The organism is Helcococcus ovis, from assembly GCF_004524775.2.
Taxonomy (GTDB): domain Bacteria; phylum Bacillota; class Clostridia; order Tissierellales; family Peptoniphilaceae; genus Helcococcus; species Helcococcus ovis.
This window is the reverse complement of the sequence record NZ_CP119081.1, coordinates 219127-241640: the sequence shown is the minus strand read 5'-3', so window position 1 is coordinate 241640 and position 22514 is coordinate 219127. Positions and strand designations below refer to the sequence as shown.

Here is a 22514-nt window from a genome sequence, read left to right as displayed (position 1 = left end):
AAAATTTTAATTGCTTAAAAATTAATCTGTTTATTTTCCCTAAAACATAAAAAGCTATAGTAAAATAACTTTTTAATTATTTTACTATAGCTATAAATATTTTTATTCATTTTTCCCGTGACAGTTTTTATATTTCTTACCTGACCCACATGGACACAAGTCATTTCTACCAACTTTTCTTGAAACTGTTCTTTGTCTTGGTGTTTCGTCCGCAGCCCCTTCCAAAGATTCTCTTTCAGCTTTTGCAACTTTTTCTCTTTCAAGTTTTGATTCAGCTTCAACTCTAAATAAAAATCTTATGGTATCTTCTCTAATTGAATGATTTAATTCATTAAACATTTCATAACCTTCATTAGCATATGCTCTAACTGGATCTTCATTACCAATAGCTCTGGCCCCGATGTTTTGTTTTAATTGATCCATTGCATCGATATGATCCATCCATTTTTGATCAACAACTTTTAGAAGAATTATCCTTTCAATTTCTCTCATTTGTTCAGAACCAATATGTTCTTCTTTAACTTCATAAATTGATTTTGCAATATTTAATAAATCTACTTTTAATTTTTCAATAGAAGTAACTTCTAATGTAGTCCATTTATTAGCAGGTACACATATATCAGCTAAATAATTTTTAAGTCCGACTAATTCCCAATCAGATTTCTTTGTTGAAGAATTACAGAACAAATCAACAGCTTCATCAATAACAGTTTCTAACATCGTCATAATGCTTTCTTTGATATTATCTCCATTTAATACTGCGTTTCTTTCTCCATAGATTACTTCTCTTTGCTTATTCATAACATTATCATATTCTAAAACTCTTTTTCTTGTTGAGAAGTTATTTGCTTCAACTCTAGCTTGAGCTCTTTGAATTGCTTTTGATAATATACCGGCTTCTATTGGTTCATCCTCTGGGAATGATGTAAATCTCTTCAATGCTTGTCCACCAAATAATCTCATCAGATCATCTTCTAATGATACGAAAAATCTTGATCTACCGGGATCTCCCTGACGTCCAGCACGTCCTCTTAATTGGTTATCAATACGTCTTGACTCATGTCTTTCAGTACCTATTATTAATAATCCACCTGCTTCTAGTACTTTTTTAGCATTTTCATCTGTTTTTTCTTTAAAATGTTTCTTTAGTTCAGCAAATATTTTTCTTGCTTCAATAATCTCTTCATCCGATGTTTCAGCATAACCATCAGCTTCATCTATTAGATATTCTTCAATACCCCTCTTTCTCATCTCAGCTTTTGCCATGTATTCAGGATTACCACCTAACACAATATCTGTACCTCTACCTGCCATGTTGGTTGCTATTGTAATCTTTCCAAATTCGCCGGCTTGAGCAACAATTTCAGCCTCTCTGGCATGTTGCTTAGCATTAAGTACTTCATGAGGTATTCTTTGTTTCTTTAATAAACTTGATAAATATTCTGACTTTTCAATAGAAACCGTACCAACTAAGATCGGTTGTCCGGTAGCATGAGCTTCTTTTATTTCTTCAACTACAGCATTGAACTTTGCTTTTTCATTTACATAAACTCTATCATTTTCATCAATTCTTATAACAGGTCTATTTGTAGGAGCTTCTATAACATCTGAATTATATATTTCAGCAAATTCATCTTTTTCAGTCATAGCTGTACCTGTCATACCAGCTAATTTATCATACATTCTAAAGAAGTTTTGGAATGTAATTGTCGCTAAAGTTTTTTGTTCACTCTTTATATTTACTCCTTCTTTAGCTTCTAATGCTTGGTGTAAACCGTCAGAATATCTTCTACCTTGCATGATACGACCTGTAAATTCATCAACGATTAAAATCTCATCATCTTTTACAACATAGTCAATATCATTATGCATTGTATTTCTAGCTTTCAACGCTTGATTAATGTGATGTGCTAATTCCATATTTTCAGCATCTGATAAATTTTCAATTCCAAAGAATTTTTCAGCTTTTTCTGTACCTTGTTCTGTAAGTGTTGCTGATTTTCTCTTTTCATCTACCACAAAATCTACAGTTTCTAACTTTACATCTTCTAAAAGCATATCTAATTTATTTTTTTCAGTTTCTTCAGGATCTAAAATTCTACCTTCTAAAGTCTTTACAAATGTATCTGCTTTTAAATACATATCTGTAGATTCCTCACCTTGTCCAGAAATAATAAGAGGAGTCCTTGCTTCATCAATTAAAATTGAGTCCACTTCATCGACTATCGCATAATGTAGACCTCTTTGCACCGTATCTTCTTTATAGATTTCCATATTATCTCTTAAATAATCAAACCCTAGTTGATTATTTGTTGCATATGTAATATCTGCGTTATATGCTTCTTGTCTCTCTCTTTGAGTTAGTCCATAAAGTACACAACCTACTGATAAGCCTAAATATCTATAAACCTTACCCATCCAGTCCTTGTCACGTTCCGCCAAGTAGTCGTTAACAGTAACAACGTGCACCCCCTTGCCTTCCAATGCATTTAAATATGCAGGTAATGTAGCTACTAAGGTTTTACCTTCACCAGTTTTCATTTCAGAGATGCTTCCTTGATGCAATATCATCCCTCCTATTAATTGAACCGGATAGTGCTTCATGCCTAAAACTCTCCATGATGCTTCTCTAACAGTCGCAAATGCTTCTACTAAAATGTCATCTAAAGTTTCTCCATTTTTTAATCTTACTTTGAATTCTTCTGTTTTATTTTTTAATTGTTCATCTGTTAATTTTGAATATTCTTCTTCCAGTGATAAAATTTGATCAACTTTTGGCTGTAATTTACTTATTTCTTTTTCACTAAAAGATCTAAAAATTTTTCTTAAAAAGCCCATTAATTATATTTCCTTTCATACTTTTCTACAATCCGTTTTATTATATCATAATGAGGTTAAATACTCAAAAAAAGTTGATAATGGACGAAAATCCATTACCAACTTTTAAATATATAATTTAATTTTGTTCTATTAAACCATAATTACCATCATTTCTTTTATATACTACCGATACCTTTTCAGTTTCCGCATCTTGATATACAAAGAAATCATGACCTAAAAGATTCATTTGCATCACAGCATCTTCTATAAACATTGGTTTTAATCCTATTTTCTTTATTTTAACAACCTTTGGTTCATCATCTTCCGAAATAGTTGAGTCATCAACAGGTATCTCATCATATCTAATAGATTCTCCTGAGTTTCTTACTTGTAATTTAGTTTTATATTTTCTTATTTGTCTTTCTAATGACTCGATAACTCTATCAACTGAAGACAACATATCATCTGAAGTTTCTTCTGCTCTTAAAATAGTGCCTTTTTTCAACCATATTGTAATTTCTGCTGTTTTGAAATTACCATGATTTGAAAATGAAGCTTTTGCCTCAATATCACTATCGAAGAATTTATCTATTCTTCCTAACTTTTTATCAACTTCTTCTTTGAAGTTTTCTCGAACAGTTATATTTTTCCCAACATATTGAACTTTCATATGTTACCTCCTACTATTTTGTTATTTTTTTTATACCCTTTTAAATAAAAAAATAACAATTAAAACCGAAAATCTCCAACAAAAAAATCACTAAAGTTATCCACAATAGTGATTTTTTTGTTACTGAAATTTAATTCAATATCAATATTTATTTTTTATTATAAATATTATATAAAGTTATCAACATTATCCACTTGTTTTATTAAAATCAGGTTGATAACTTAAATCTAGAAAATATATTTTGAGGAGAAGTTGTGTCTAAATTGTTGATAACTTTATTAAGATAATATTTATAATATTATCTCCGGAAAATTTTAAGCATTAGGTTTTTCCCCCTTAAAAATTATATTTAAATCTATTTTACGAGAATCTCTTAATACGGTAACTTTAACCTTATCTCCAATTTTATATTTTAATAATGCCTGTTTTAACGCATTCATTGATCCTATTTTTTTACCATTAATAGATAAAATTACATCTCCTGCTTTAATCCCTGCATATGATGCAGTACTATCCGGCATAACTTCAGCTACATAAACACCTTCTTTAACATCTAAATCATAATCGGAAGTATATTGAATATAGTTTTTTAAATCTATACCTCTTATACCTAAAAGTATCGGACTGAAATTCCCATTTTTTATCACGCTTTCAACAACTGATTTAGCTATATTTACAGGTATCGCAAACCCGATTCCATCTGTACTTCCAACTTTAGCAGTATTTATACCAATCAGCTGCCCTCTGTCATTTAATAACGCACCCCCACTATTTCCAGAATTAATCGAGGCATCAGTCTGAATTAATCCATTCATAATTAAGCCATTTTCCATAGTTATTGATCTGTTTAATCCTGAAATATAACCGGATGTTAACGTTGATTGCAAATTTAGCCCTACAGGGTTTCCAATAGCTATAGCTTTATCTCCAATATTTAATTCATCAGAATTTCCAAATTCTACAGCAGGCAATCCTTTTTTGTCTACTTTAATAATACATAAATCTAATGTTTCATCCTTCCAAACAACTTTAGCCTTTGCATGATCGTCATTAGAAAAAATAACATTTATTTCTTTTGGATTATTTTGAACCACATGAGCATTTGTAAGTATGTATCCATTTTGACTTACAATTACCCCTGAACCTATACCTTCACCTTTTAATGCTTCGCCAAATATACTTCTCTTTCCCTCAAATTTTGTATTTATTCCAACAACTGAAGGTATAGCTTTTTTAGCTACTGCATTTTCTACATTGATCCCTGACTTTTTAGATATATTAACTGTTTGAACATTTTCAGATATTGTTTTATTTTTTTTATTAAAATAACCCATAGTATATGGTCCCATAAAAGATCCTATAATAGACCCCACTAAAACCAATGCTGTAGCTTTTACAAAACCAAATTTAGGTTTACTATTTTTTATTTGTTCATCAACATAATTTTTGTCAACATATTCAAACTTTTCTCTATTCCTTTCTCTATTAAAAAATATATTATCTTTATATTTTCTATTATCTATAGTATTTGAAAATTCAAAATCATTTTTGGAATGATTTTCATTATTTTCTTTTCCACTATACTCTGAAAACTTTTTTTCTTCTGAAATATCAGGAGTAATATTTTCATCATCATTATTTTTATTTAGCCAATTTTTAAATTCATCATTATAATTATCTTTCATATTATCCTCCCATTTATTATTTGTCTATATAATACATAAAATTTGTATTCAAAATATGTAAAATTTGTTTAAAATGTGAAGATTAATAAAAAACTTGGAAATATTGCAAAATAAAATTTTAATCATTTCGCAATGCTTCCAAGTTAATGTCTTTATTAATTAGAATCCTCATCTTTTTCTTGAATTGTTTCAATTTGTGTTTTTACATATGTGTTTTTTACAATTTTATTTATTTTTTCCCTCACTTTTATTAAACTTTCTTCATTTGGAATCATCATTGACAATCTATAATTAGGCATTGCATAAGAAGGTAAGTCTAAAGTATACTCTCCCATTAATGTTTGTGATTTCACATCATAATTTGTTCTTGATATTAATTGATTTGTAGCTAAATCAACTAATGATTTAGTAGAAAGATTTGTTACTACATTTTTTTCTAATATTTTCAAAAGACCGTCTATATTTTTTAAAATTGATGGCTGTGTAACTTTTTTTATTATAGCAGTTAAAAGTTTTTCTTGATTTTTGCCTCTTCCAATATCACCTTCTTCAAGTCCATATCTTTCTCTAACAAATGCAATGGCATCGCTTCCTGTTAGATGCGTATATCCTTTTTCATAATATTTATGATTTACATTTGATGTAAAAGATTCGTCTATATAAACATCTACTCCTCCCAATTCATCAACTATTCTAACAACTGAATCAAAATTTACTCTAACAAAATATGGAATTTTAATTTCTAAAAATCTTTCTAAGGTGTGTAAAGAACTCATAACGCCATAGTTACCTGCATGTGTCAATTTATCATATTGGTCATTTCCCCCATCTGCAATAGGTAAATAGGTATCTCTAGGTACAGATGTTAATAATACTTTACCTTTACTTGGGTTGACACTTGCAATTATATTCACATCAGATCTTGAATTTTTCTTCAAATCCCCACCTATATCAATACCGGAAACATAAACATTAAATGACTCTGAAGTATGCACATCTTTTGATTCAAATCCTATATTAGGATTACTGTTTTCTACATTTTGGTTCATTTTTTTTATAGAATTATCAAGTTTTAGATAATACATAGCAAAAACTGACATAGCTGCTATTAATAATATCATAATTATAGACACTATAAATCTTACTGTCTTTTTATATTTTTTATTTTTTAATATAATTATAAAACTTAAAATATTAAACACCAAAATTGAAAATATTATAATGGCTTTCATCTTAGTATCAAATACATTATATAAAAATATAAAACCAACGAAAACTATAGATATTATAAAGAAAAAAGACAAAACTAATTTTGAAAATTCAAATTTAGCAGGTTTTTCTTCTTCTATATTTTCTAAATCTAAAATTTTTCTTTCTTCTAAATCATTCATATTTTCCTCTTGTTGTAGCTAATCTACTTTAAAATTTCAGTAATATTTTCTTTACTTATCCTATTATAAGGTATTATAACCGAAATGTAAATTAATATAGATGCAATTAATACTCCTAATCCCCAAGTTCCAAATGAAATTGAAAATGTTTTTAATAATTCTTTTGAATACAAAATTGGTAATCCGCTTAATAGTTGTCCATACATTATATAAAATATAATTAGCGAAAATACTACAGATATAACCGAAGCTATAATTACTGAAAGTAAATTTTCTAATAAAACTATCTTTCGAAGTCTTTTTTCTTTAATTCCTACCGCTTTAATTAACGCAAATTCTCTTCTTCTAGTTAATGTATTTGAATAAGTTGAATTTATAATATTTAATGCTCCTATAGCACATATCAACCCTATAAATCCATAAACAAATAATCTTGCAATTTTTATCACAGGAAAAATTAATGATACACTTGATGTCTTAGGATATTTTGTCATTATTGATGAAAATTCATAACTGGTTTCATTGTCAAATTTTGTTCTATATATGCCAATTTCTGTTTGTGCACTTAAGGCATTTTTCTCTAATTTTGAAATTTGTTCAATGTTGGATCTCCTAATATAAAGTACATATTGCCTTGTATCATCTGAATTTTTTATGTTTTTAACATTTAGGTTCGTAGCACTATTTTTTACAAGCTCTTGTTCATGTTTTAATCCCTCTTTATCATAAATAACTTTTATAGGAATAATCTCAATGCTAAATGCTTCACTATTTTCTGCTGAATTTTTTATATTTGTGATGACATTTTGTTCATCTTTACCAAATTGATAGTCAAAAATTTTATCATCTAACACTTCAATCCTTATATAATCTACATCACTTTGAGTTTTTACATTTTTACCTTTTATATTTCCTCTTAATTCTATCAAATCTTTTTCCTCTGTTATGTTAATTCCATTAATTTTAGAAATATCACTAACTAGATTTCTTGAAAACTTTTTGTTCGTTCTAAGAACAATATTATTTTTTTGATTGTTTTCCATAGATTTTACAACATCATTATCAAACAAACTAATAATACTTGACATTACAACAAAAAGAACTATACTTACAGAAATTGAAATAGTCGTCATAATAAATCTTTTTCTATTCCTATCAATATTTCTTGACGCTAAAAATCCATCATATCCAAATAATTTATTAATAATTCTTCTTTTTTTAGGTTTATATACCTTTTTCTTTTGTTTAGTAACTTGATTTAAGGCATCAATTGGCGATTTATTAAATACAAATAATGCTGAAAGTATATTCGAAATAAATATAACTAAAAACCCTACAATTACCGATACTAATAATACTTCTTTACTAAAATGAACATTTATATTATTTGTAAAAATTATAGATGTTGTCCTAATAATTCTGTTTACTATTTCAAAAACAATTTTCATGCTTATGTTTCCTACAAAATAACCTAAAGGAACCGATACTACAAAATAAAATAGTGAATCTAACATAACCATTTTAAATAGTTGCAAGTTTGTAAATCCGACAACTTTTAGTAATCCCAAATCTCTTAATCTTTCAAAATAATTTGTAGTAAAAATATTATATATAAACAATACAATTGCTACCGATACAACCACTATTAATGTTATTGCTACATTAAACAGGGTGTCTAAAACTCTAGATTGAGTTATATCCTTTAATTTTATGTAATCATTTCTTATAACTAATCTATTATTTAAATCACTTGTGTTTTCATCATATTTTGATATTTCTTTTAATTTATCTAAGTTTTCATCTAAATTATCATAATTTGAAAAAAATCCAAAAAGATCAAATCTATCATGTATCTTATTATCAAATCCGAGTATATCTCCGTAAAATAGACATATTTGTTTATCTCTATTAATATTTTCATCATCAAAATGAGCTAAAAAATTCCCATCTCTTACCTCTTCTTTAATAAAGCCAACAATTTTATAATCTTTATACTCACCATTAAATACATCCGTCATTTTTTTTATATCATCAATATTAACTAATTTTGATTTATCAATTTTATTATAATTTTTTTCTTCTATTTTCCCCTTTAAAAGTGGTTTATTTTCCATCCTATTTATGTAATTTTTATTAAAAGTAGGATTATAATCAAAAAAATTATCAAATTTCAAACTTTCTTGAACACCTAATTTTACAGTATTTCCTATTTTATCAAATCCCGGTGCGATATATTTTAAATTAAATGGAACTAAAATTTCATTTTCATTTTTAGGCAGCTTACCTTCTATTAACTTATCTTTAGGAAAATATTTATTATAAAATTCTTCATTAGCGTTTCTGTGTTCAAATTCAATATAGTTATCAATACCTAAATCTGAAGTTTTTGTGTGTATCCTTGAAATATATTTTCTGGATATTTTATATATACCTCCTAAATTTTTTAAATTATTAGCCTTCATTTCTTCACTACTATTTGATTCCTTAATCCTGAAATCATATGGTCCATCCACATTCTCGTACGAAGATCTATTTTCTTTTATTAGTGAATACGCTATATTTCCAATTGATGTAATCATTGAAATAGAAATAATAATGCCTAATAAAGTCAAAATAGTTCTCAGTTTATTTTTCTTAATATACCTCCAACTAAGTTTACTTATAATTTTCATCTTATGCCCCCATTATTTTTCCATCTTCAATTTTTATTATCCTATCAGCTGCTGCCGCAAGACTTAAATCATGGGTTATCATTACCACAGTAATTCCATATTTTTTTCCAAAAAGTTTCAATAAATTTAAAATTTCTTGTGAATTTTTTTTATCTAAATTCCCGGTCGGTTCATCAGCAAGTATTATGGATGGCTTATTTATCAATGCCCTTCCAATAGAAACTCTTTGCTGCTCTCCGCCCGATAATTGAGAAGGAAAATGATTTAACCTGTCTGTAAGCCCCAATTGTTTTATAATTTCATCAAACATTTCCTTATCAATTTCAATATTATCCAATGATGTAGGAAGTTTTATATTTTCTTCAGCAGTAAGAACCGGTATTAAGTTGAAAAACTGAAATACAAATCCGATATTTCTTCTCCTAAATATCGCTCTCTCATCATTTCTCATTGCATATATATCTTTACCATTTAAATATACAGTTCCACTTGTCGGTATATCTAACCCACCTAAAAGATGTAATAATGTAGATTTACCTCCTCCACTAGCTCCAACTACGGCAACAAATTCCCCTTCTTCAACCTCTAAATTCACATTGTTTACCGGGTGTACAAATGTATCCCCCTTTCCATATGTTTTATTTAAATTAACAGTTTGTATTACTTTCATCTTCTCCTCCTTAGAACGTAAAACAAGTTTATATTTATACTATATCATTTATTTTTTAAATAATTATTAAATTTATATAACAATTTTGTTATAAATACAAAAATGATCTAAATGTTAACTTTTAGATCATTTTATTTTTAATTTTTTATTTTAAAAATAATATTGTAAATGTAACACCATTACTGTCATTTTGAACAGAAATCGTTCCTAATTGAGCTTCAATTATCTTTTTAGATAAGTTTAAACCAACTCCTACAGATTCTTTATTAGTATTACTGCTTAATTTATAAAATCTTTTAAATATATTTGTGATATCATCATTAGATATATTTTCACCTAAATTACTTACATCTATTCTAATCATAGATACATTTACTAAATAATCAATGATAATGCTTGTACCCTCATATGCATGTTCTGTAGCATTTTTTACAATATTAAGTAAAGCTTCTCTAGTCCAATTTAAATCCAGTCTAACTTCTGAATCCAAATCTCCACTATGAATCAATTTCAAGTTTTTTTTCTTTAATTGTTCATACAAAACATCTTCAAAACCTAAAGATAAATTAGATATCTTAAAATCTTCTTCTTTAATTTGAATTGAATTGGCATCAAATCTTGCTATTTTTAATAAAGATGAAACTAGCCAAGATAATCTAATAATTTGAGACTGACTTAAATTTAAAAATTCTATTTGACTTTTCTCTAGATTGTTTGAATCCATTATAATTTCATTATTCATCATTAAAGAGGCTAATGGAGTTTTTATTTGATGGGATATATCAACTAATGTATCCTTCAATTTTTCCTTCTCTTTTTCTAAGGAATCATAATTACTCTTTATAGATAATCCCAACTTATTGAATCTGCTATTTAAGCTGGAAATAACACTATCATCATTTTCTTTCAGCTGATAATCAAATCTTTTATTTTGCAATGAATCTATAAATTTATCAATCTTTTTTATATATTTTTTTTGATTTCTTTTTATAAAAATAAAGTTAATTAATTGTAAAATTAAAAATACAATTGTTACTATACATAAAATATAAACCAATCTTAACGAAAATAATTGCCCTCTAAAATTTATAAATCCATATCTTGCATCATTTAATTTTGTCAACTTTTCATTTATTAAATTTTCATCAGGTTCATTTTTTAATTTTTCATAAATATTTACTCCGGTCATATCTTCATATCTACGCATTTGCTTTATTAGAGTTTTTTCTATAATTAATCTTTTTTTACTTGTTCTATAATCCAAATATTGAGTTACAAGTACTGCAACACAAAATATTATAAATATATTTACAATAACAATTGTAAAATATTTTTTTCCCTTTAGTAGAACCATTATTTAACCTCCACCGACCAAATATAACCTATTCCTCTTTTAGTTTTTAAATATTTTGGTTCACTTGGATTATCCTCAATCTTCTCTCTAATTCTATTTACATATACGGAAATAGTAGAATATGCTTGAAACTCAGCATCTGAATCCCATAAAAATTCCAGTATGTTTTCCCTACTCAATGCTAAATTATAATTATCCATAAAATAATTTAGTAGTCTATATTCTGAATGCGTTAAATCTATCATTTTATCGTTTTTATAAACTTTAAGTGAAGGCACATCTATTTTAATTTCACCTGAAACTCTAGTCATATCACTTACAGAAACAGTTCTTTCCAATAATCTTTTAATTCTTACATGTAAAACTTTTAGACTAAATGGCTTAGTAATATAATCATCTCCACCATTATCAAATCCTTTAATTATATCCTCTTCTTCATCTTTCGCAGTTAAAAATATTATCGGTGTAGATTTATTTTTTCTAATATTTGGAACCAATTCAAAGCTTTCCCCATCAGGAAGTGTAACATCCAAAATTACTAAATCAAATATTTCGTCTTCTAAAACTTTTTTTGTTTGTAAAATATTTTCAGTATGAATTATATCATATCCTTCTTTATTTAAGGAATAAACTAACCCAACGCTTAATGATCTATCATCTTCAACTAAAAGTATCCTTGTCATATTTCACCTCTTTAGATTTTTTTATAATTATATCATTTTATCTTATTTATTAAAATGTACTTTTTAATTGAAAAATTCTTATTTTTTAATCTTTATATAATTCAATTAAATATTATAATTTCGATTACAATAGAAATACGTTAATTAAGCTCTAGTTTATATAATTCATACTTATCTAAAAACTTAAATCCTAATTTTTCAACAATATCTATTTCCTCTTCTCCTACAAAATAAGTCATATATTTTTGCCCATCACTTTTTGATACATTTAGAGCTTTTATTAATAAATTATTCATAATTTTTTTATCAAATTTATTATCTTGAAAATCCACACCAAAAATTTCCATAAGTAATGGAGTATATACGAAATAAATAGTCCCCATAACTTGTCCTTCTTCATAATATAGGTATATATTCCATTTATTATTTGTTAAAGTAAATATTTGTTTATATAATCTTTCAGAATTCCAATAAATTCCTTCAATTTTATCATGAAGATTAGAAAAATCATTCCAATTTTCTTCGTTAACTTTTATAATTTCTCCATCATATTCTTTAGGCTGATACTCCTCAAAATTAAGAGTATATACATAGTTTTCTTCAACTTTTGTAGTACCAATTTTTTTCAGATAATTTACACTTTCAATATTTTTTGATGGCAATCCAAAGAATATTGTATATTTTGAAAAATATTGTTTAGCGTATTCAATAAATTCTTCAATAGATTTACCTTTAAATTCTTTAACGTTAAAAACTCTAATTCCCAAATATAGATCACTTGGAAGCCAGTAAAAATCAATCCATCCTAAAACTTCTCCATCTATTTCAAATAATAAAATTTTTGAATTTTCATCTTCAAAAGACTTAAATGCAGAATTGTAAAAATCTTCCTTAGTCTTTATACCATCTAAATATGTAGGAAAAAAAGAATTCTCAAAATCTTGAGAAAGCCTATAGGCAAATTCCAAATAATTATTTACGTCTTCTAAATTAGCTTCTCTTAACATTATCTATACCTTTGTTATCAATCCAATATCTTTGAACTATTTTTCCATCTTCTAATACTTCATTTTCTAAAATTCCACCATTATTAATAATTGATTTTGCTGATCCAATATTAGTTTTATCACAAGTCATAAGCACTTTACCAATTCCTAATTTCTTACATTCTTCAAGTGCCAATCCTATCATAGCTGTCGCATAACCTTTTCGTCTCTCATCAGGTCTTATCCCATCTCCAATATGTCCTCCAAATTGAAGTAAATGTTCATTTAATGAATGTCTAATATTAACCGCACCTACAAATACTTTTCTATCCATGTCATAACAAAAAAGTGTGGTAGAGGCAACTTTACCTTCATCTATATTTTCTTTTCTATCCAAATTATCCAAATAATATTGAAAATCTTCATCCATATTTCTAAAAATAGCCGATGGCGAACCATTAGTCTTATTTTTTTCAATATCTTCTTTCCATATTTTTAACATTTCAATAATTTTTTCTTTGTCATTTATTGTCGGTTTTATTAATTTTATGTTCATAGTTTAGCTCCTAAAAATTATGTGCATGAATGTCATACGCATATCAAGCATGTATAACATGCACATTATACGCATAAATCATTTATGTTTTTAAATACTTTATAATATTATATATTAAAAGGAGTTCTATTTCCATGACAAAAGTAAGTACAAATATTAGTTTAGATCCAGTTTTGAAAAAAATGCTCAAGAATTATTAAAAGATTTAGGAATGAATCTTTCAACTGCAATCATAATTTTTTTAATACATCAAAGCATAATTTTAAGGCATATTCATAAGAGTCTTCTCCAAAATTTCTAGCATCATATTTTTCGATATCTGCTAATGAATCTGCAGTAAAAAGAATTTGCCCCCAAATTACATTTCTGAATTGTGCTACAGCCGCTAAAGCCGAACACTCCATTTCAACAACAGCACATCCTTCTTCTTTTCTATAAGCAACTTTTTCAGGAGTTTCTCTATAAAAACCATCAGTAGTCCAAGTTAAAACCTCGACATATTCTAATCCATGTTCTATTAGTGTCTTTTCAATAGCTTTCAATGCAACTTTATTTATTTCAATATACCTAGAAGGATTTATATAATGGTAGCTTGTACCTTCATCTCTTAAAGCTTTTATAGGAACTATAAACTTATTTTCATCTAAATCAATCAAAACACCACAAGTTCCTGACGAAATTATTTTTTTTACCCCATAAGAAATCAACCAATCTAAAATCTGCCCTGATGAAGCTGAACCCATTGGTGCCTGAACTAAACAAATTTCTTCACCTTCATATTTTACAACATAAATTGGATATATTTTAGTACAAGATATAAATTCAGAAACTTTACATGCTCTATTTTTTTCGGCGAATTTATCTATTTCATCTTCTAAAAATGCAAACACACATTTTTCGGGTAATTCTAATTTCAAATTTTCATGATTTGGCATAATAACTGCACTTTGATTATCATCATATTCCAAAATTGGAATTTCATTTTTTATTAATGTCATTTTTATCCTATTATCTCCTTCATCATATACCTATCTTCATATTCTTTATATCCATTTTTAGGATAAAAAGAATATGACTCATACCAATTCTTTTTACTTTCACCCAAATGAACTCTTAAAGTCTTAATCCCTTTATTTTTTAAGTAATCCTCTACAAACGCCAGAAGTTTAGTACCTATCCCCCTTCTTTTCATAGATGGTTTTATATAAAATCTATGTAAAAAAGCTTCTTCTTTATTTTCTATTTTCGAATATCCTAAGCAACCCAAAACTTCTTCTTTTTGATTAACCACTAACCAAAACAGTCACCTTTATCAATATAATATTTATTAATATCATATAAATCTTCTCTTAGATTTGAGTTAAGTCCAATACTAATCCTTGCTTCTTTAATCATTTGATGTAAATCTTCTTTATACTTATTAGAATATTTTATTATTTTCAAAATATTACTCCTAGAAAGTTTTAATAAATCTCATTTTCCAAAATTTTTGTAGCATGCTCCAAAACAGGTATTTCTCTATCAGCAATAAGCTTTCCCAATCTTGTATTTGAACATTTAACATACTCTCTTCTAGCTTCTTCATATGTTAATTTCAAGGTAGATAAATGAAAATCATTTATCTCCGAGTCTGTCATTTCTTTTTCTCCAAATGACTTAATTTTACACAAATAATAATTATTAATATTTCGTCTATGAATCAAATTATAAAAATCTTTTACTACTCCTAATTTAGTTATAATCTCTACTTCAACGCCTAATTCTTCTTTAAGTTCTCTAACTATTGCTTCTTCAAGATTTTCTCCTGATTCAACTCCACCACCTGCTGTTTCAATAAGTGTTGCTTTACCGAAATCATCTTCTCTCTCAACTCTAACAAAATAATAATTTTCTTCATTATCTATAACTATAGCTCTTACAATATCTCTATCATGATCTGTATAGGTAAAATCCCATTGAGTATCTTGCAATGATATATTTAATTCTTTCATCTAATCATCCATCCTTATACAAAAATATAATTTTTCACAATCAAAATTTATCCAAATATCTAACTATTTCTTTACCAATTTCTTCAGGTTTTTCACTATAAAAATCATGATTTGTATTTTCAATAAATACAATTTCAATATTTTTTCTATCAAGTTTATTGTAATTTTTAACCTTGTTTAACTTATAGTCATATGCTTCTTTTGGTGTATCTGATAAAAGTAATAAAATGTCTTTTTCCGTATTTATCGAAAATATATCTTTATATTGATCAAATCTCAAGTCAAAAAGTGAGCATACAGTATCAGGATTCATATCTAAATTGTTTTGCTTAATATAATTTCTACTCCACTCTTTTTCTTCTTCTAAAGTTGTTTGCATAAAATCATTTTCAAATACTCCACCATCAAGTATTATAGTAGATTTAGGGTTAATATCATCTATGAATTTTAATATTAAATCCGATCCTAATGAATATCCCATAACAAGAGAATTACAAGGAATAACTGACTTTATCCAATTTACAAAATCTTCTCTATTTTCTATTTTAATATTTAAATTAGAATATTGTCCTGGCAAGTCTATATAAATAATTTCATAATTTTGACTATTTAAGAATTTGTTAAATTCTAATATAGACTCCTCTTTAGCCCCCAATCCTGAAAGCATATATATTTTTTTCATAATTAACTCCTTATTATATATTATACATATCTTCTAACTTTATCAATTCTACATTATTTCCTACTTCCATTTTACTAAAAACTGATAAACTCGTTATCAAATAAAAGGATTCTTTATAAGAAAAATTTAAGTATTTTTCAACTAAATTATCAATTACCGATTTATCAATCAACTCATTTTTCCACTTTGCTTCTAAAAATAAATATTTTCCATCATCTCCATAAGCAATCATTTCAATTTCTAATTCTTTCTTCAATCTACTATCATTTCCCCACCAATTACCATAATCATCTGGAAAAATTGGTGATAATCCTCTTTTAAATCTTTCTTCAAAATATTCTATAAAAATTTTTTCAAAAACTTTTCCCATGTAATCATTTAAATTGTCTTTTATAGACTTGTTATAAACTAACTCACCCATATCTAAATTAATAAGATTTAAATTCTTTTGAACAAATTTATAACAAAAATAAAACATTGTATCCCTTATTAAATAGATTGGTCCTTTAGATTTTCTATTTAATACAGGAGTATTTTTTCAATTATTCCTAACTCAATTAATGAATTTAAGTAATAATTTAAGCTACTGGTTGCTAATTTTAACTTATTTCCAATCTCATTTAATTTAGTAGCTCCTTGAGAAAAGGTTAAAAATAATCATGTATTACAAATTGTTTCTTAATATTACAGGTAAATTCTTTTGAAAATCATGTATTATAATAATTTTTTTATATTACAGGTAAAAAAGGTTAAAAATAGTCATGTATTACAATGATTTCTTAATATTACAGGTAAATCCTTTTGAAAATCATGTATTATAATAATTTTTTTATATTACAGGTAAAAAAGGTTATAAATAATCATGTATTACAAATATTTTAATAATTTACATGAAAAATTTTACAAATCACTGTTTTGAATACATGTAATTCTTACATTATTAAAATTTACAGGTAGTTGTCCTAAAAAATTTACCTGTAAATATCGAATACTCTTAATTTACATGTAATATACTTGACTCCCAAAAAGTTTTTACCTGTAAATAGCAAATATTATTAATTTACATGACCTTTCAAAAACTTTTTTACCTGTAAATAATCAATACTCTTAATTTACATGTAATACACATGTAAACTACTACCTATAAGCTGGTCACATAAAATTACATTTTGACAGTATATATTAAATGGCCATACCAAAAATTATACAGTCATATGTAATAAATTTTATAAGAAATTATTGGTAATACCTTTTTATAGACTAATTAATTCTCTAGTGATATATTAAATTTATAGGAAAGGAAAATTATCATGTCAAATAAAAGATATTATAACGATAAAGAAAAAGCTGAATTACTGAGTAATCCATATACTTTTAGAGTTATAAACATAACTGTAAAGTTCACTTTGGATTTTAAAAAATTTCTTATTAAGGAAATAGAGTTAGGGAAATTAAATTATCCTAAAATATTTGCTAAGGCTGGATAATGTATTAAGTGAAAACCTAGAAGTTGACTTTGTTCTTGAAACAGTAGAAAACTTAATCAAAAATCATGAGATTGAGATAAATTCAAAAGCAATGATACACAGTAATCAAGGAAGTCACTACACTAGCACATCTTTTAGAGAATTATTAAACAGTTATGAACTTAGACAATCAATGTCTAGAAGAGGAAATTGTTGGGATAATGCTCCTCAAGAAAGCTTTTTTGGACATTTGAAACAAGAATTGGCTCCTTATGCACAACAGTGGACATGTTTTGAAGAAATTAAATCAAGAATTGATGATTGGATAGATTATTACAATAACGATAGATTTCAAATGGGGCTAGAAAAGCTAACCCCAAAAGAATTCTATTATTATTCAACAACCGGAATAAATCCTGGAGAATTAAATTAACTGTCAAAAATGACATAATGTCCTTGATATGAGTAGTAGTTTAATCGGAACATTTTTTGAAACGAATACTCGAAAAAATTTACATAATTTATCTTCATAATAATCGGAAGTTAATTTCCAATTTTATGCAATTTCATATAGAATTGGAACTACTCTTCCAATCCCCCCTTTTTATATTTAATAAAAAGAACTATTGATACAACTAATGTGATAAACTCCAAAACTATCATTGCATACCAAATTGAATTAACTCCAAATATTGATGGAATGATGTTTACACTCAAAGCAACTAAGACATATCCTCTTAAGATGCTTATAATAAAATCTTTTCTTGGAGTTCTTACTGAAGTCAAATATCCCCCCTGTAACTATGTTAAGTCCTAGTAACAGTAGTACAAATATATAAATTCTGTTATTGATTTTCCTTTGGCATCTTACGAATTATTTTATATTTTTCCTAATACAAAATAATTTTCTTAATAAACTCCACCACATCATACTTATGTTTATACGGATATATCGAATATCCGTATCTATTAATGTAGATTTCAATGTTTCCTTGCTTTTCGATTATAAATGTTTTTATATTTCTGTTATTAAGTCTTTCCAATAGTTGATGATGTGAAATTTTTAAAAAATCTATCCTATCCTCATTTTTTATAAATTTCTCCTTATCCTCAGCATCTCCTGTGAGTAAAATATTACTATTAAAAACTTTTAACAAAAGTACGAGTGAACTATCATTAGAAGACTTTGCATTTTTACCATCTAAAATCACCTTAAAACATGCATTCCCAATATTTATCTTTTCTCCATTTTTTAGAGATTTTGCATTGTAATTTTTTAGTGTGTTGGAATAAATTTTTCCAATATTCATAACTGATACTAAATATTGCAAATTTCCCATGTGGTCAAAATCATTGTGAGAAATAAAGACATTGTCAATTTTTGTGACGCCATTCTTATATAAATAATCATAAAGATTTCTGCCTGATAATTCCGGATTAAACATATTTCCCCCGGTGTCTATAAGTGTTGTAATACCTTTATTTCTAAGCATTATTGCACCTCCCTGACCTACATCAACAACATTTATCACAGCATAAGGCAATAAGAATGTTTTCAGTAAAATTACTGGAAAAATCGCAAAAATTAAGTATAATTTCTTATTCTTTCTAAATTTATATAAAATCATTCTGTAATTTAAGATGCAAATTATAATTAAATAATAAATTACAATCATTTTTACATTTGAATAAGGAAATGTTATTTCAAATGATTCTTTTATTACATTAAATGGAGAAATTATAAGCGAAACGATGCAAAAAATACCCTCAATAAATAAGCTTACTAATTTTAATCTAATAAAAATATAGGTAAAACCCGATAATAAAGCTACACTTACAAATGGTAATATAAGTATATTTGTAAAAATGGAGAGTAAATTTATTTTATTGAAAAAGTAAATTGAAAATGGGAGTAAACCTATTTGAATAGCTATTGGTGTAATAAAAATTTTTGGAATTTTTTTGTATAAATTAGACACTTTATTAGGTAAATAATATATTGAAAACATAGTTATATAACTAAGGTAAAATCCTGTCGAATATATGAAAAATGGATTCACAATAAGTGACACTAACATAGATACAAAAAGTGTATTATATCTATCTTTTATATTATTTGTGTAAATAGCAAACATTGTTATAACATACATACTTAAAGCCCTAATTAAAGAAATTGGAAAATCAACAAGATATCCGTAAAATATTAAAAACATAATTACAAATATCCCAAAATATTTTTTGCTTATTTTCATTCTTCTGCCAATACTATCTAAGAATAATATCAAAATATTTAAATGAAGTCCCGAAATAGCTAAAACATGAGATAATCCCAAATCCTTAAAATCATCAAACATTTCATTATCGGATTTTTCTGACAAAATCATAGAATTCATAAATGATGAAGAAATCTTATTTAAATTTTCATCAAAAAATTCTTTAAGATGATTGTAAATGCTATATTTCAATCTATTTTTATGACCAATTTTAGATACAATTTTTGAATTAACTTCATAAAAAACATTTTTACTCTTTAAATAGCTTTCCTTATTAAATGTGTTAAAATTATTTGATGTCTTTGGTTTATTTAATTTTTCAGTAAAAGAAACAATATCCCCTAAAGCAAAATCTTTGCTGGTTTTTAATAAAATATTAAAATTTTTATATCTTAAATAATAATGAATATTAAATTCTTTAACTTCTTTTCTAAATATTTCAGCACGAATTTTTGTCTTACTTACTTGATTTGATGGATATCTAAGATATACTGAAATTATGGAAATAAAAATGATTATAATCATTAGTATAGCATTTTTTTTATTTTTACTATAAAATAAAAGAAAAATGAATAATAAAAAAATATAAAAATTTAAGTTAAGATCAAAAAATTCATAAAAAATTATACCTAAAATATAATAGATTAAAATAAAAATTATTGGTCTTTTCATGAAAACTCCTAGAGGTAAAAATGTTAAATAATTATATAAATAAAATAAATACACGTATTGTAAAAAGAAAATTTTTTGAAGCAAAATATCATATTGTCCCTGCCGATAACATCTTATTAGATTATAAAAAACTTAATATTGAAAAAGAAGAAATTATGATAAATGATCAAAAAGTAGATTATATATACGATTCAAGTGTTGGTACAGTTTTAGTATCAAACCTTAAACCTATATCTGATAAGATAAGTATATCAGTAAATTATGAAAATAGATACAAAATTTTAAAATCTTTAACAGCAAGATTACTTATTAAATCCGTTTTAAAAAAATATTTTTCATTAGATTGTGAAAAATTTTATACAAGAATTGAAAAATCAACATTCTCTATTAATAATTTATTTTTCGAAAAAGATGTTGAACAAATAATTTCAATACTAGAAAAAAATATTAACGAATATATTAAAAACGATGTTAAAATTATAAAATCAAATAATAGAACTACTATACCCGGTATTTTTTCTATTGAAAAAAATTGTATTACCGTATCATCATTATCAGAAATAAGAAGATTCAAAATAATAGATTATACTTTTAATAATAATGGTGTCATTATTTCTTACGGGATAGAATAATTGTATAACAGGAGGAAAAACTTAATTGTAAATTTAAATTACAATTATTTCAGGATTTCCTCCTTTTTATTTTATATTAAATAATCCTTCAAACTCTTTTATATACTTACTCATTTTACTATATATTTTTCTCATCCTCCTATGATACGTTGATTCTGATATATACAGTATAGTACAGATATCAGTGATTGACATCCTGTACTTAAATTTCATTTCTATTAAATCTTTTTCTTTTTTATCAAGCATTGAAAATAAAAGAAACATTAATTGTTCAGTATTTTTTATATTAAATTTTTTCTTACTTTTCTTTACTCTCCTTTTATTAATAAAATATTTATATTGCTCCTCTTTAATAATATTTTTGTACTCTTTATTATATTTATAAAAGTCTTCAAATATCTCCTCAATTATTAATTTATCAACATATTTCATTATATTGTATCCTGACTTATCCTCCTGAATACTTTATAAATATACATAAAAAGATAAGTATTTATCAAGATACAAAAAAAGTACTATATAATCATAAATTTTCTGATTATACAGTACTTTAACTTTTTTTATTAAATTTTATTCAGTTTTTAATGTATAATGGTCGACATTTATATCTACATGATAAATTACATCTTTTCTTTCAACAATAATATCGACTCTTCCCCTAAGTTCTTTATCATCTCTAATTATATCCAAAAATTTTTTGGATGGATTTATCGCTGTTGCATTCTTCATAGTTTTTAACATTGAAAAATCCCCATTTGTATCTCCATATGCATATGAATTATCAATGTCAATATCGTATTTTTCAACTAAAAATTTTATCTCTTTTAACTTTGAATCACTATCCCACATTTGGGAAATTTGTCCGGTAAAATTACCATCGCAATCAAAAATATAATCTGTACCTGAGCAATCATCTATATTATATACTTGTCCAAGCATCTTTACTAAATAAGTAGGAGACCCTGACACAAAAAATACTTTATGCCCTTGCTCCTTATGCCATTTAATTCTATCTCTTGTAAATGTATAAACCAGCTCACCTTCTTCTTTGATAACTTGTTTAGCTGTTTCAACAATTAAAGCTTTATTTATTCCCATTAATTTTTCTTTATATAACAATCCTATTTCTGAAATATAATCATCATAGTCACCATATCTTTTTTCAAAAGCTTCATACTTAGCTTTTATATTTTTTATATATGATTCTTCATCAATTATTCCATATTTTACTAATTTTTTGAAATGTTTTACCATAATGGATTCTCTCATTAAGGTACCATCTATATCAAAAAAAGCACCTATCATATGACC

At 25.8% G+C, this 22514-nt stretch carries 23 protein-coding genes; 3 read left to right on the top strand and 20 right to left on the bottom strand.

The genetic code is table 11. From position 1 onward, the window contains the following. Positions 1-102: 102 nt before the first annotated feature. The 16 genes from secA to EQF90_RS01080 all read right to left on the bottom strand — a co-directional run bounded on the left by secA (position 103) and on the right by EQF90_RS01080 (position 16638). A complete protein-coding gene (gene secA / locus EQF90_RS01155; RefSeq protein ID WP_134711428.1) occupies positions 103-2838 on the bottom strand; it encodes a preprotein translocase subunit SecA in 2736 nt (911 codons plus the stop codon). 118 nt (positions 2839-2956) lie between these two features. Next, on the bottom strand, positions 2957-3490 hold the full coding sequence (gene hpf / locus EQF90_RS01150; RefSeq protein ID WP_134711427.1) for a ribosome hibernation-promoting factor, HPF/YfiA family: 534 nt from the start codon (positions 3488-3490) through the stop codon (positions 2957-2959). A gap of 314 nt (positions 3491-3804) precedes the next feature. Continuing rightward, positions 3805-5175, bottom strand: coding sequence for a S1C family serine protease (locus EQF90_RS01145; RefSeq protein ID WP_134711426.1), 1371 nt, complete (start codon positions 5173-5175; stop codon positions 3805-3807). A 155-nt stretch (positions 5176-5330) separates the two neighbouring features. Next, complete coding sequence (locus EQF90_RS01140) at positions 5331-6566, bottom strand: LCP family protein (protein WP_134711425.1); 1236 nt, start codon at positions 6564-6566, stop codon at positions 5331-5333. Between the two features lie 23 nt (positions 6567-6589). Beyond that, positions 6590-9238 carry an ABC transporter permease gene (locus EQF90_RS01135; RefSeq protein WP_134711424.1) on the bottom strand — a complete coding sequence of 883 codons (2649 nt, stop codon included), beginning with the start codon at positions 9236-9238 and terminating at the stop codon, positions 6590-6592. A gap of 1 nt (position 9239) precedes the next feature. Then, the gene (locus EQF90_RS01130; protein WP_134711423.1) at positions 9240-9908 is read right to left on the bottom strand and encodes an ABC transporter ATP-binding protein; all 669 of its coding nucleotides are present in this window, start codon (positions 9906-9908) and stop codon (positions 9240-9242) included. A 145-nt stretch (positions 9909-10053) separates the two neighbouring features. Beyond that, on the bottom strand, positions 10054-11262 hold the full coding sequence (locus EQF90_RS01125; protein ID WP_134711422.1) for a sensor histidine kinase: 1209 nt from the start codon (positions 11260-11262) through the stop codon (positions 10054-10056). Continuing rightward, complete coding sequence (locus tag EQF90_RS01120; RefSeq protein WP_134711421.1) at positions 11262-11945, bottom strand: response regulator transcription factor; 684 nt, start codon at positions 11943-11945, stop codon at positions 11262-11264. The genes EQF90_RS01125 and EQF90_RS01120 overlap by 1 nt, the downstream gene beginning before the upstream one ends. 140 nt (positions 11946-12085) lie before the next feature. After that, the gene (locus EQF90_RS01115) at positions 12086-12952 is read right to left on the bottom strand and encodes a hypothetical protein (protein WP_134711420.1); all 867 of its coding nucleotides are present in this window, start codon (positions 12950-12952) and stop codon (positions 12086-12088) included. Further along, positions 12936-13487, bottom strand: a complete 552-nt coding sequence (locus EQF90_RS01110; RefSeq protein ID WP_134711419.1) for a GNAT family N-acetyltransferase — start codon at positions 13485-13487, stop codon at positions 12936-12938. Before EQF90_RS01110 ends, EQF90_RS01115 begins: the two co-directional genes overlap by 17 nt. Before the next feature lie 230 nt (positions 13488-13717). Continuing rightward, the gene (locus EQF90_RS01105; protein ID WP_134711418.1) at positions 13718-14485 is read right to left on the bottom strand and encodes a nucleoside phosphorylase; all 768 of its coding nucleotides are present in this window, start codon (positions 14483-14485) and stop codon (positions 13718-13720) included. A 2-nt stretch (positions 14486-14487) separates the two neighbouring features. Then, a complete protein-coding gene (locus EQF90_RS01100; protein WP_167604063.1) occupies positions 14488-14778 on the bottom strand; it encodes a GNAT family N-acetyltransferase in 291 nt (96 codons plus the stop codon). Continuing rightward, a complete protein-coding gene (locus tag EQF90_RS01095) occupies positions 14778-14930 on the bottom strand; it encodes a hypothetical protein (protein ID WP_167604061.1) in 153 nt (50 codons plus the stop codon). Before EQF90_RS01095 ends, EQF90_RS01100 begins: the two co-directional genes overlap by 1 nt. Positions 14931-14950: 20 nt before the next feature. Continuing rightward, a complete protein-coding gene (locus tag EQF90_RS01090; RefSeq protein WP_134711416.1) occupies positions 14951-15478 on the bottom strand; it encodes an NUDIX domain-containing protein in 528 nt (175 codons plus the stop codon). 40 nt (positions 15479-15518) lie between these two features. Further along, positions 15519-16160, bottom strand: a complete 642-nt coding sequence (locus EQF90_RS01085) for an alpha/beta hydrolase (protein WP_134711415.1) — start codon at positions 16158-16160, stop codon at positions 15519-15521. A gap of 13 nt (positions 16161-16173) precedes the next feature. Then, positions 16174-16638 (bottom strand): DUF234 domain-containing protein, encoded by a 465-nt coding sequence (locus EQF90_RS01080; RefSeq protein ID WP_134711414.1) that lies wholly within the window; start codon positions 16636-16638, stop codon positions 16174-16176. Between the two features lie 832 nt (positions 16639-17470). Here EQF90_RS01080 and EQF90_RS01075 point away from each other — a divergent pair. Continuing rightward, entirely contained in the window at positions 17471-17647 is a 177-nt protein-coding gene (locus EQF90_RS01075) for a hypothetical protein (protein WP_167604059.1), read from the top strand. Then, complete coding sequence (locus EQF90_RS01070; RefSeq protein WP_167604057.1) at positions 17631-18059, top strand: IS3 family transposase; 429 nt, start codon at positions 17631-17633, stop codon at positions 18057-18059. Before EQF90_RS01075 ends, EQF90_RS01070 begins: the two co-directional genes overlap by 17 nt. A 149-nt stretch (positions 18060-18208) precedes the next feature. Here the strand turns inward: EQF90_RS01070 and EQF90_RS01065 are convergent, their stop codons facing one another. Beyond that, on the bottom strand, positions 18209-18412 hold the full coding sequence (locus EQF90_RS01065) for a hypothetical protein (protein WP_134710621.1): 204 nt from the start codon (positions 18410-18412) through the stop codon (positions 18209-18211). Positions 18413-18516: 104 nt separating this feature from the next. Continuing rightward, positions 18517-20571, bottom strand: a complete 2055-nt coding sequence (locus EQF90_RS01060) for a ComEC/Rec2 family competence protein (RefSeq protein ID WP_134711412.1) — start codon at positions 20569-20571, stop codon at positions 18517-18519. A 20-nt stretch (positions 20572-20591) separates the two neighbouring features. Here EQF90_RS01060 and EQF90_RS01055 point away from each other — a divergent pair, with 20 nt between their 5' ends. Further along, a complete protein-coding gene (locus EQF90_RS01055) occupies positions 20592-21203 on the top strand; it encodes a hypothetical protein (RefSeq protein WP_134711411.1) in 612 nt (203 codons plus the stop codon). Positions 21204-21269: 66 nt separating this feature from the next. On the opposite strand, the gene EQF90_RS01050 is transcribed toward EQF90_RS01055, so the two are convergent. Further along, positions 21270-21635, bottom strand: a complete 366-nt coding sequence (locus tag EQF90_RS01050) for a sigma-70 family RNA polymerase sigma factor (protein ID WP_134711410.1) — start codon at positions 21633-21635, stop codon at positions 21270-21272. A 138-nt stretch (positions 21636-21773) separates the two neighbouring features. After that, positions 21774-22508 (bottom strand): HAD family hydrolase, encoded by a 735-nt coding sequence (locus tag EQF90_RS01045; protein ID WP_134711409.1) that lies wholly within the window; start codon positions 22506-22508, stop codon positions 21774-21776. Positions 22509-22514: the final 6 nt, after the last annotated feature.

Excerpts from the sequence above, each read along its gene's own strand:
- EQF90_RS01045 (WP_134711409.1), bottom strand. The coding sequence starts at position 22,508 with ATGATAGGTGCTTTTTTTGATATAGATGGTACCTTAATGAGAGAATCC.
- EQF90_RS01130 (WP_134711423.1), bottom strand. The coding sequence starts at position 9,908 with ATGAAAGTAATACAAACTGTTAATTTAAATAAAACATATGGAAAGGGG.
- EQF90_RS01050 (WP_134711410.1), bottom strand. The coding sequence starts at position 21,635 with ATGAAATATGTTGATAAATTAATAATTGAGGAGATATTTGAAGACTTT.
- EQF90_RS01135 (WP_134711424.1), bottom strand. The coding sequence starts at position 9,238 with ATGAAAATTATAAGTAAACTTAGTTGGAGGTATATTAAGAAAAATAAA.
- EQF90_RS01075 (WP_167604059.1), top strand. The coding sequence starts at position 17,471 with ATGTCAAATAAAAGATATTATAACGATAAAGAAAAAGCTGAATTACTG.
- EQF90_RS01060 (WP_134711412.1), bottom strand. The coding sequence starts at position 20,571 with ATGAAAAGACCAATAATTTTTATTTTAATCTATTATATTTTAGGTATA.
- EQF90_RS01055 (WP_134711411.1), top strand. The coding sequence starts at position 20,592 with ATGTTAAATAATTATATAAATAAAATAAATACACGTATTGTAAAAAGA.
- EQF90_RS01140 (WP_134711425.1), bottom strand. The coding sequence starts at position 6,566 with ATGAATGATTTAGAAGAAAGAAAAATTTTAGATTTAGAAAATATAGAA.
- secA (WP_134711428.1), bottom strand. The coding sequence starts at position 2,838 with ATGGGCTTTTTAAGAAAAATTTTTAGATCTTTTAGTGAAAAAGAAATA.
- EQF90_RS01090 (WP_134711416.1), bottom strand. The coding sequence starts at position 15,478 with ATGAAAGAATTAAATATATCATTGCAAGATACTCAATGGGATTTTACC.
- hpf (WP_134711427.1), bottom strand. The coding sequence starts at position 3,490 with ATGAAAGTTCAATATGTTGGGAAAAATATAACTGTTCGAGAAAACTTC.
- EQF90_RS01080 (WP_134711414.1), bottom strand. The coding sequence starts at position 16,638 with ATGTTTTATTTTTGTTATAAATTTGTTCAAAAGAATTTAAATCTTATT.
- EQF90_RS01115 (WP_134711420.1), bottom strand. The coding sequence starts at position 12,952 with ATGTTAAGAGAAGCTAATTTAGAAGACGTAAATAATTATTTGGAATTT.
- EQF90_RS01085 (WP_134711415.1), bottom strand. The coding sequence starts at position 16,160 with ATGAAAAAAATATATATGCTTTCAGGATTGGGGGCTAAAGAGGAGTCT.
- EQF90_RS01110 (WP_134711419.1), bottom strand. The coding sequence starts at position 13,487 with ATGAACATAAAATTAATAAAACCGACAATAAATGACAAAGAAAAAATT.
- EQF90_RS01145 (WP_134711426.1), bottom strand. The coding sequence starts at position 5,175 with ATGAAAGATAATTATAATGATGAATTTAAAAATTGGCTAAATAAAAAT.
- EQF90_RS01105 (WP_134711418.1), bottom strand. The coding sequence starts at position 14,485 with ATGACATTAATAAAAAATGAAATTCCAATTTTGGAATATGATGATAAT.
- EQF90_RS01125 (WP_134711422.1), bottom strand. The coding sequence starts at position 11,262 with ATGGTTCTACTAAAGGGAAAAAAATATTTTACAATTGTTATTGTAAAT.
- EQF90_RS01120 (WP_134711421.1), bottom strand. The coding sequence starts at position 11,945 with ATGACAAGGATACTTTTAGTTGAAGATGATAGATCATTAAGCGTTGGG.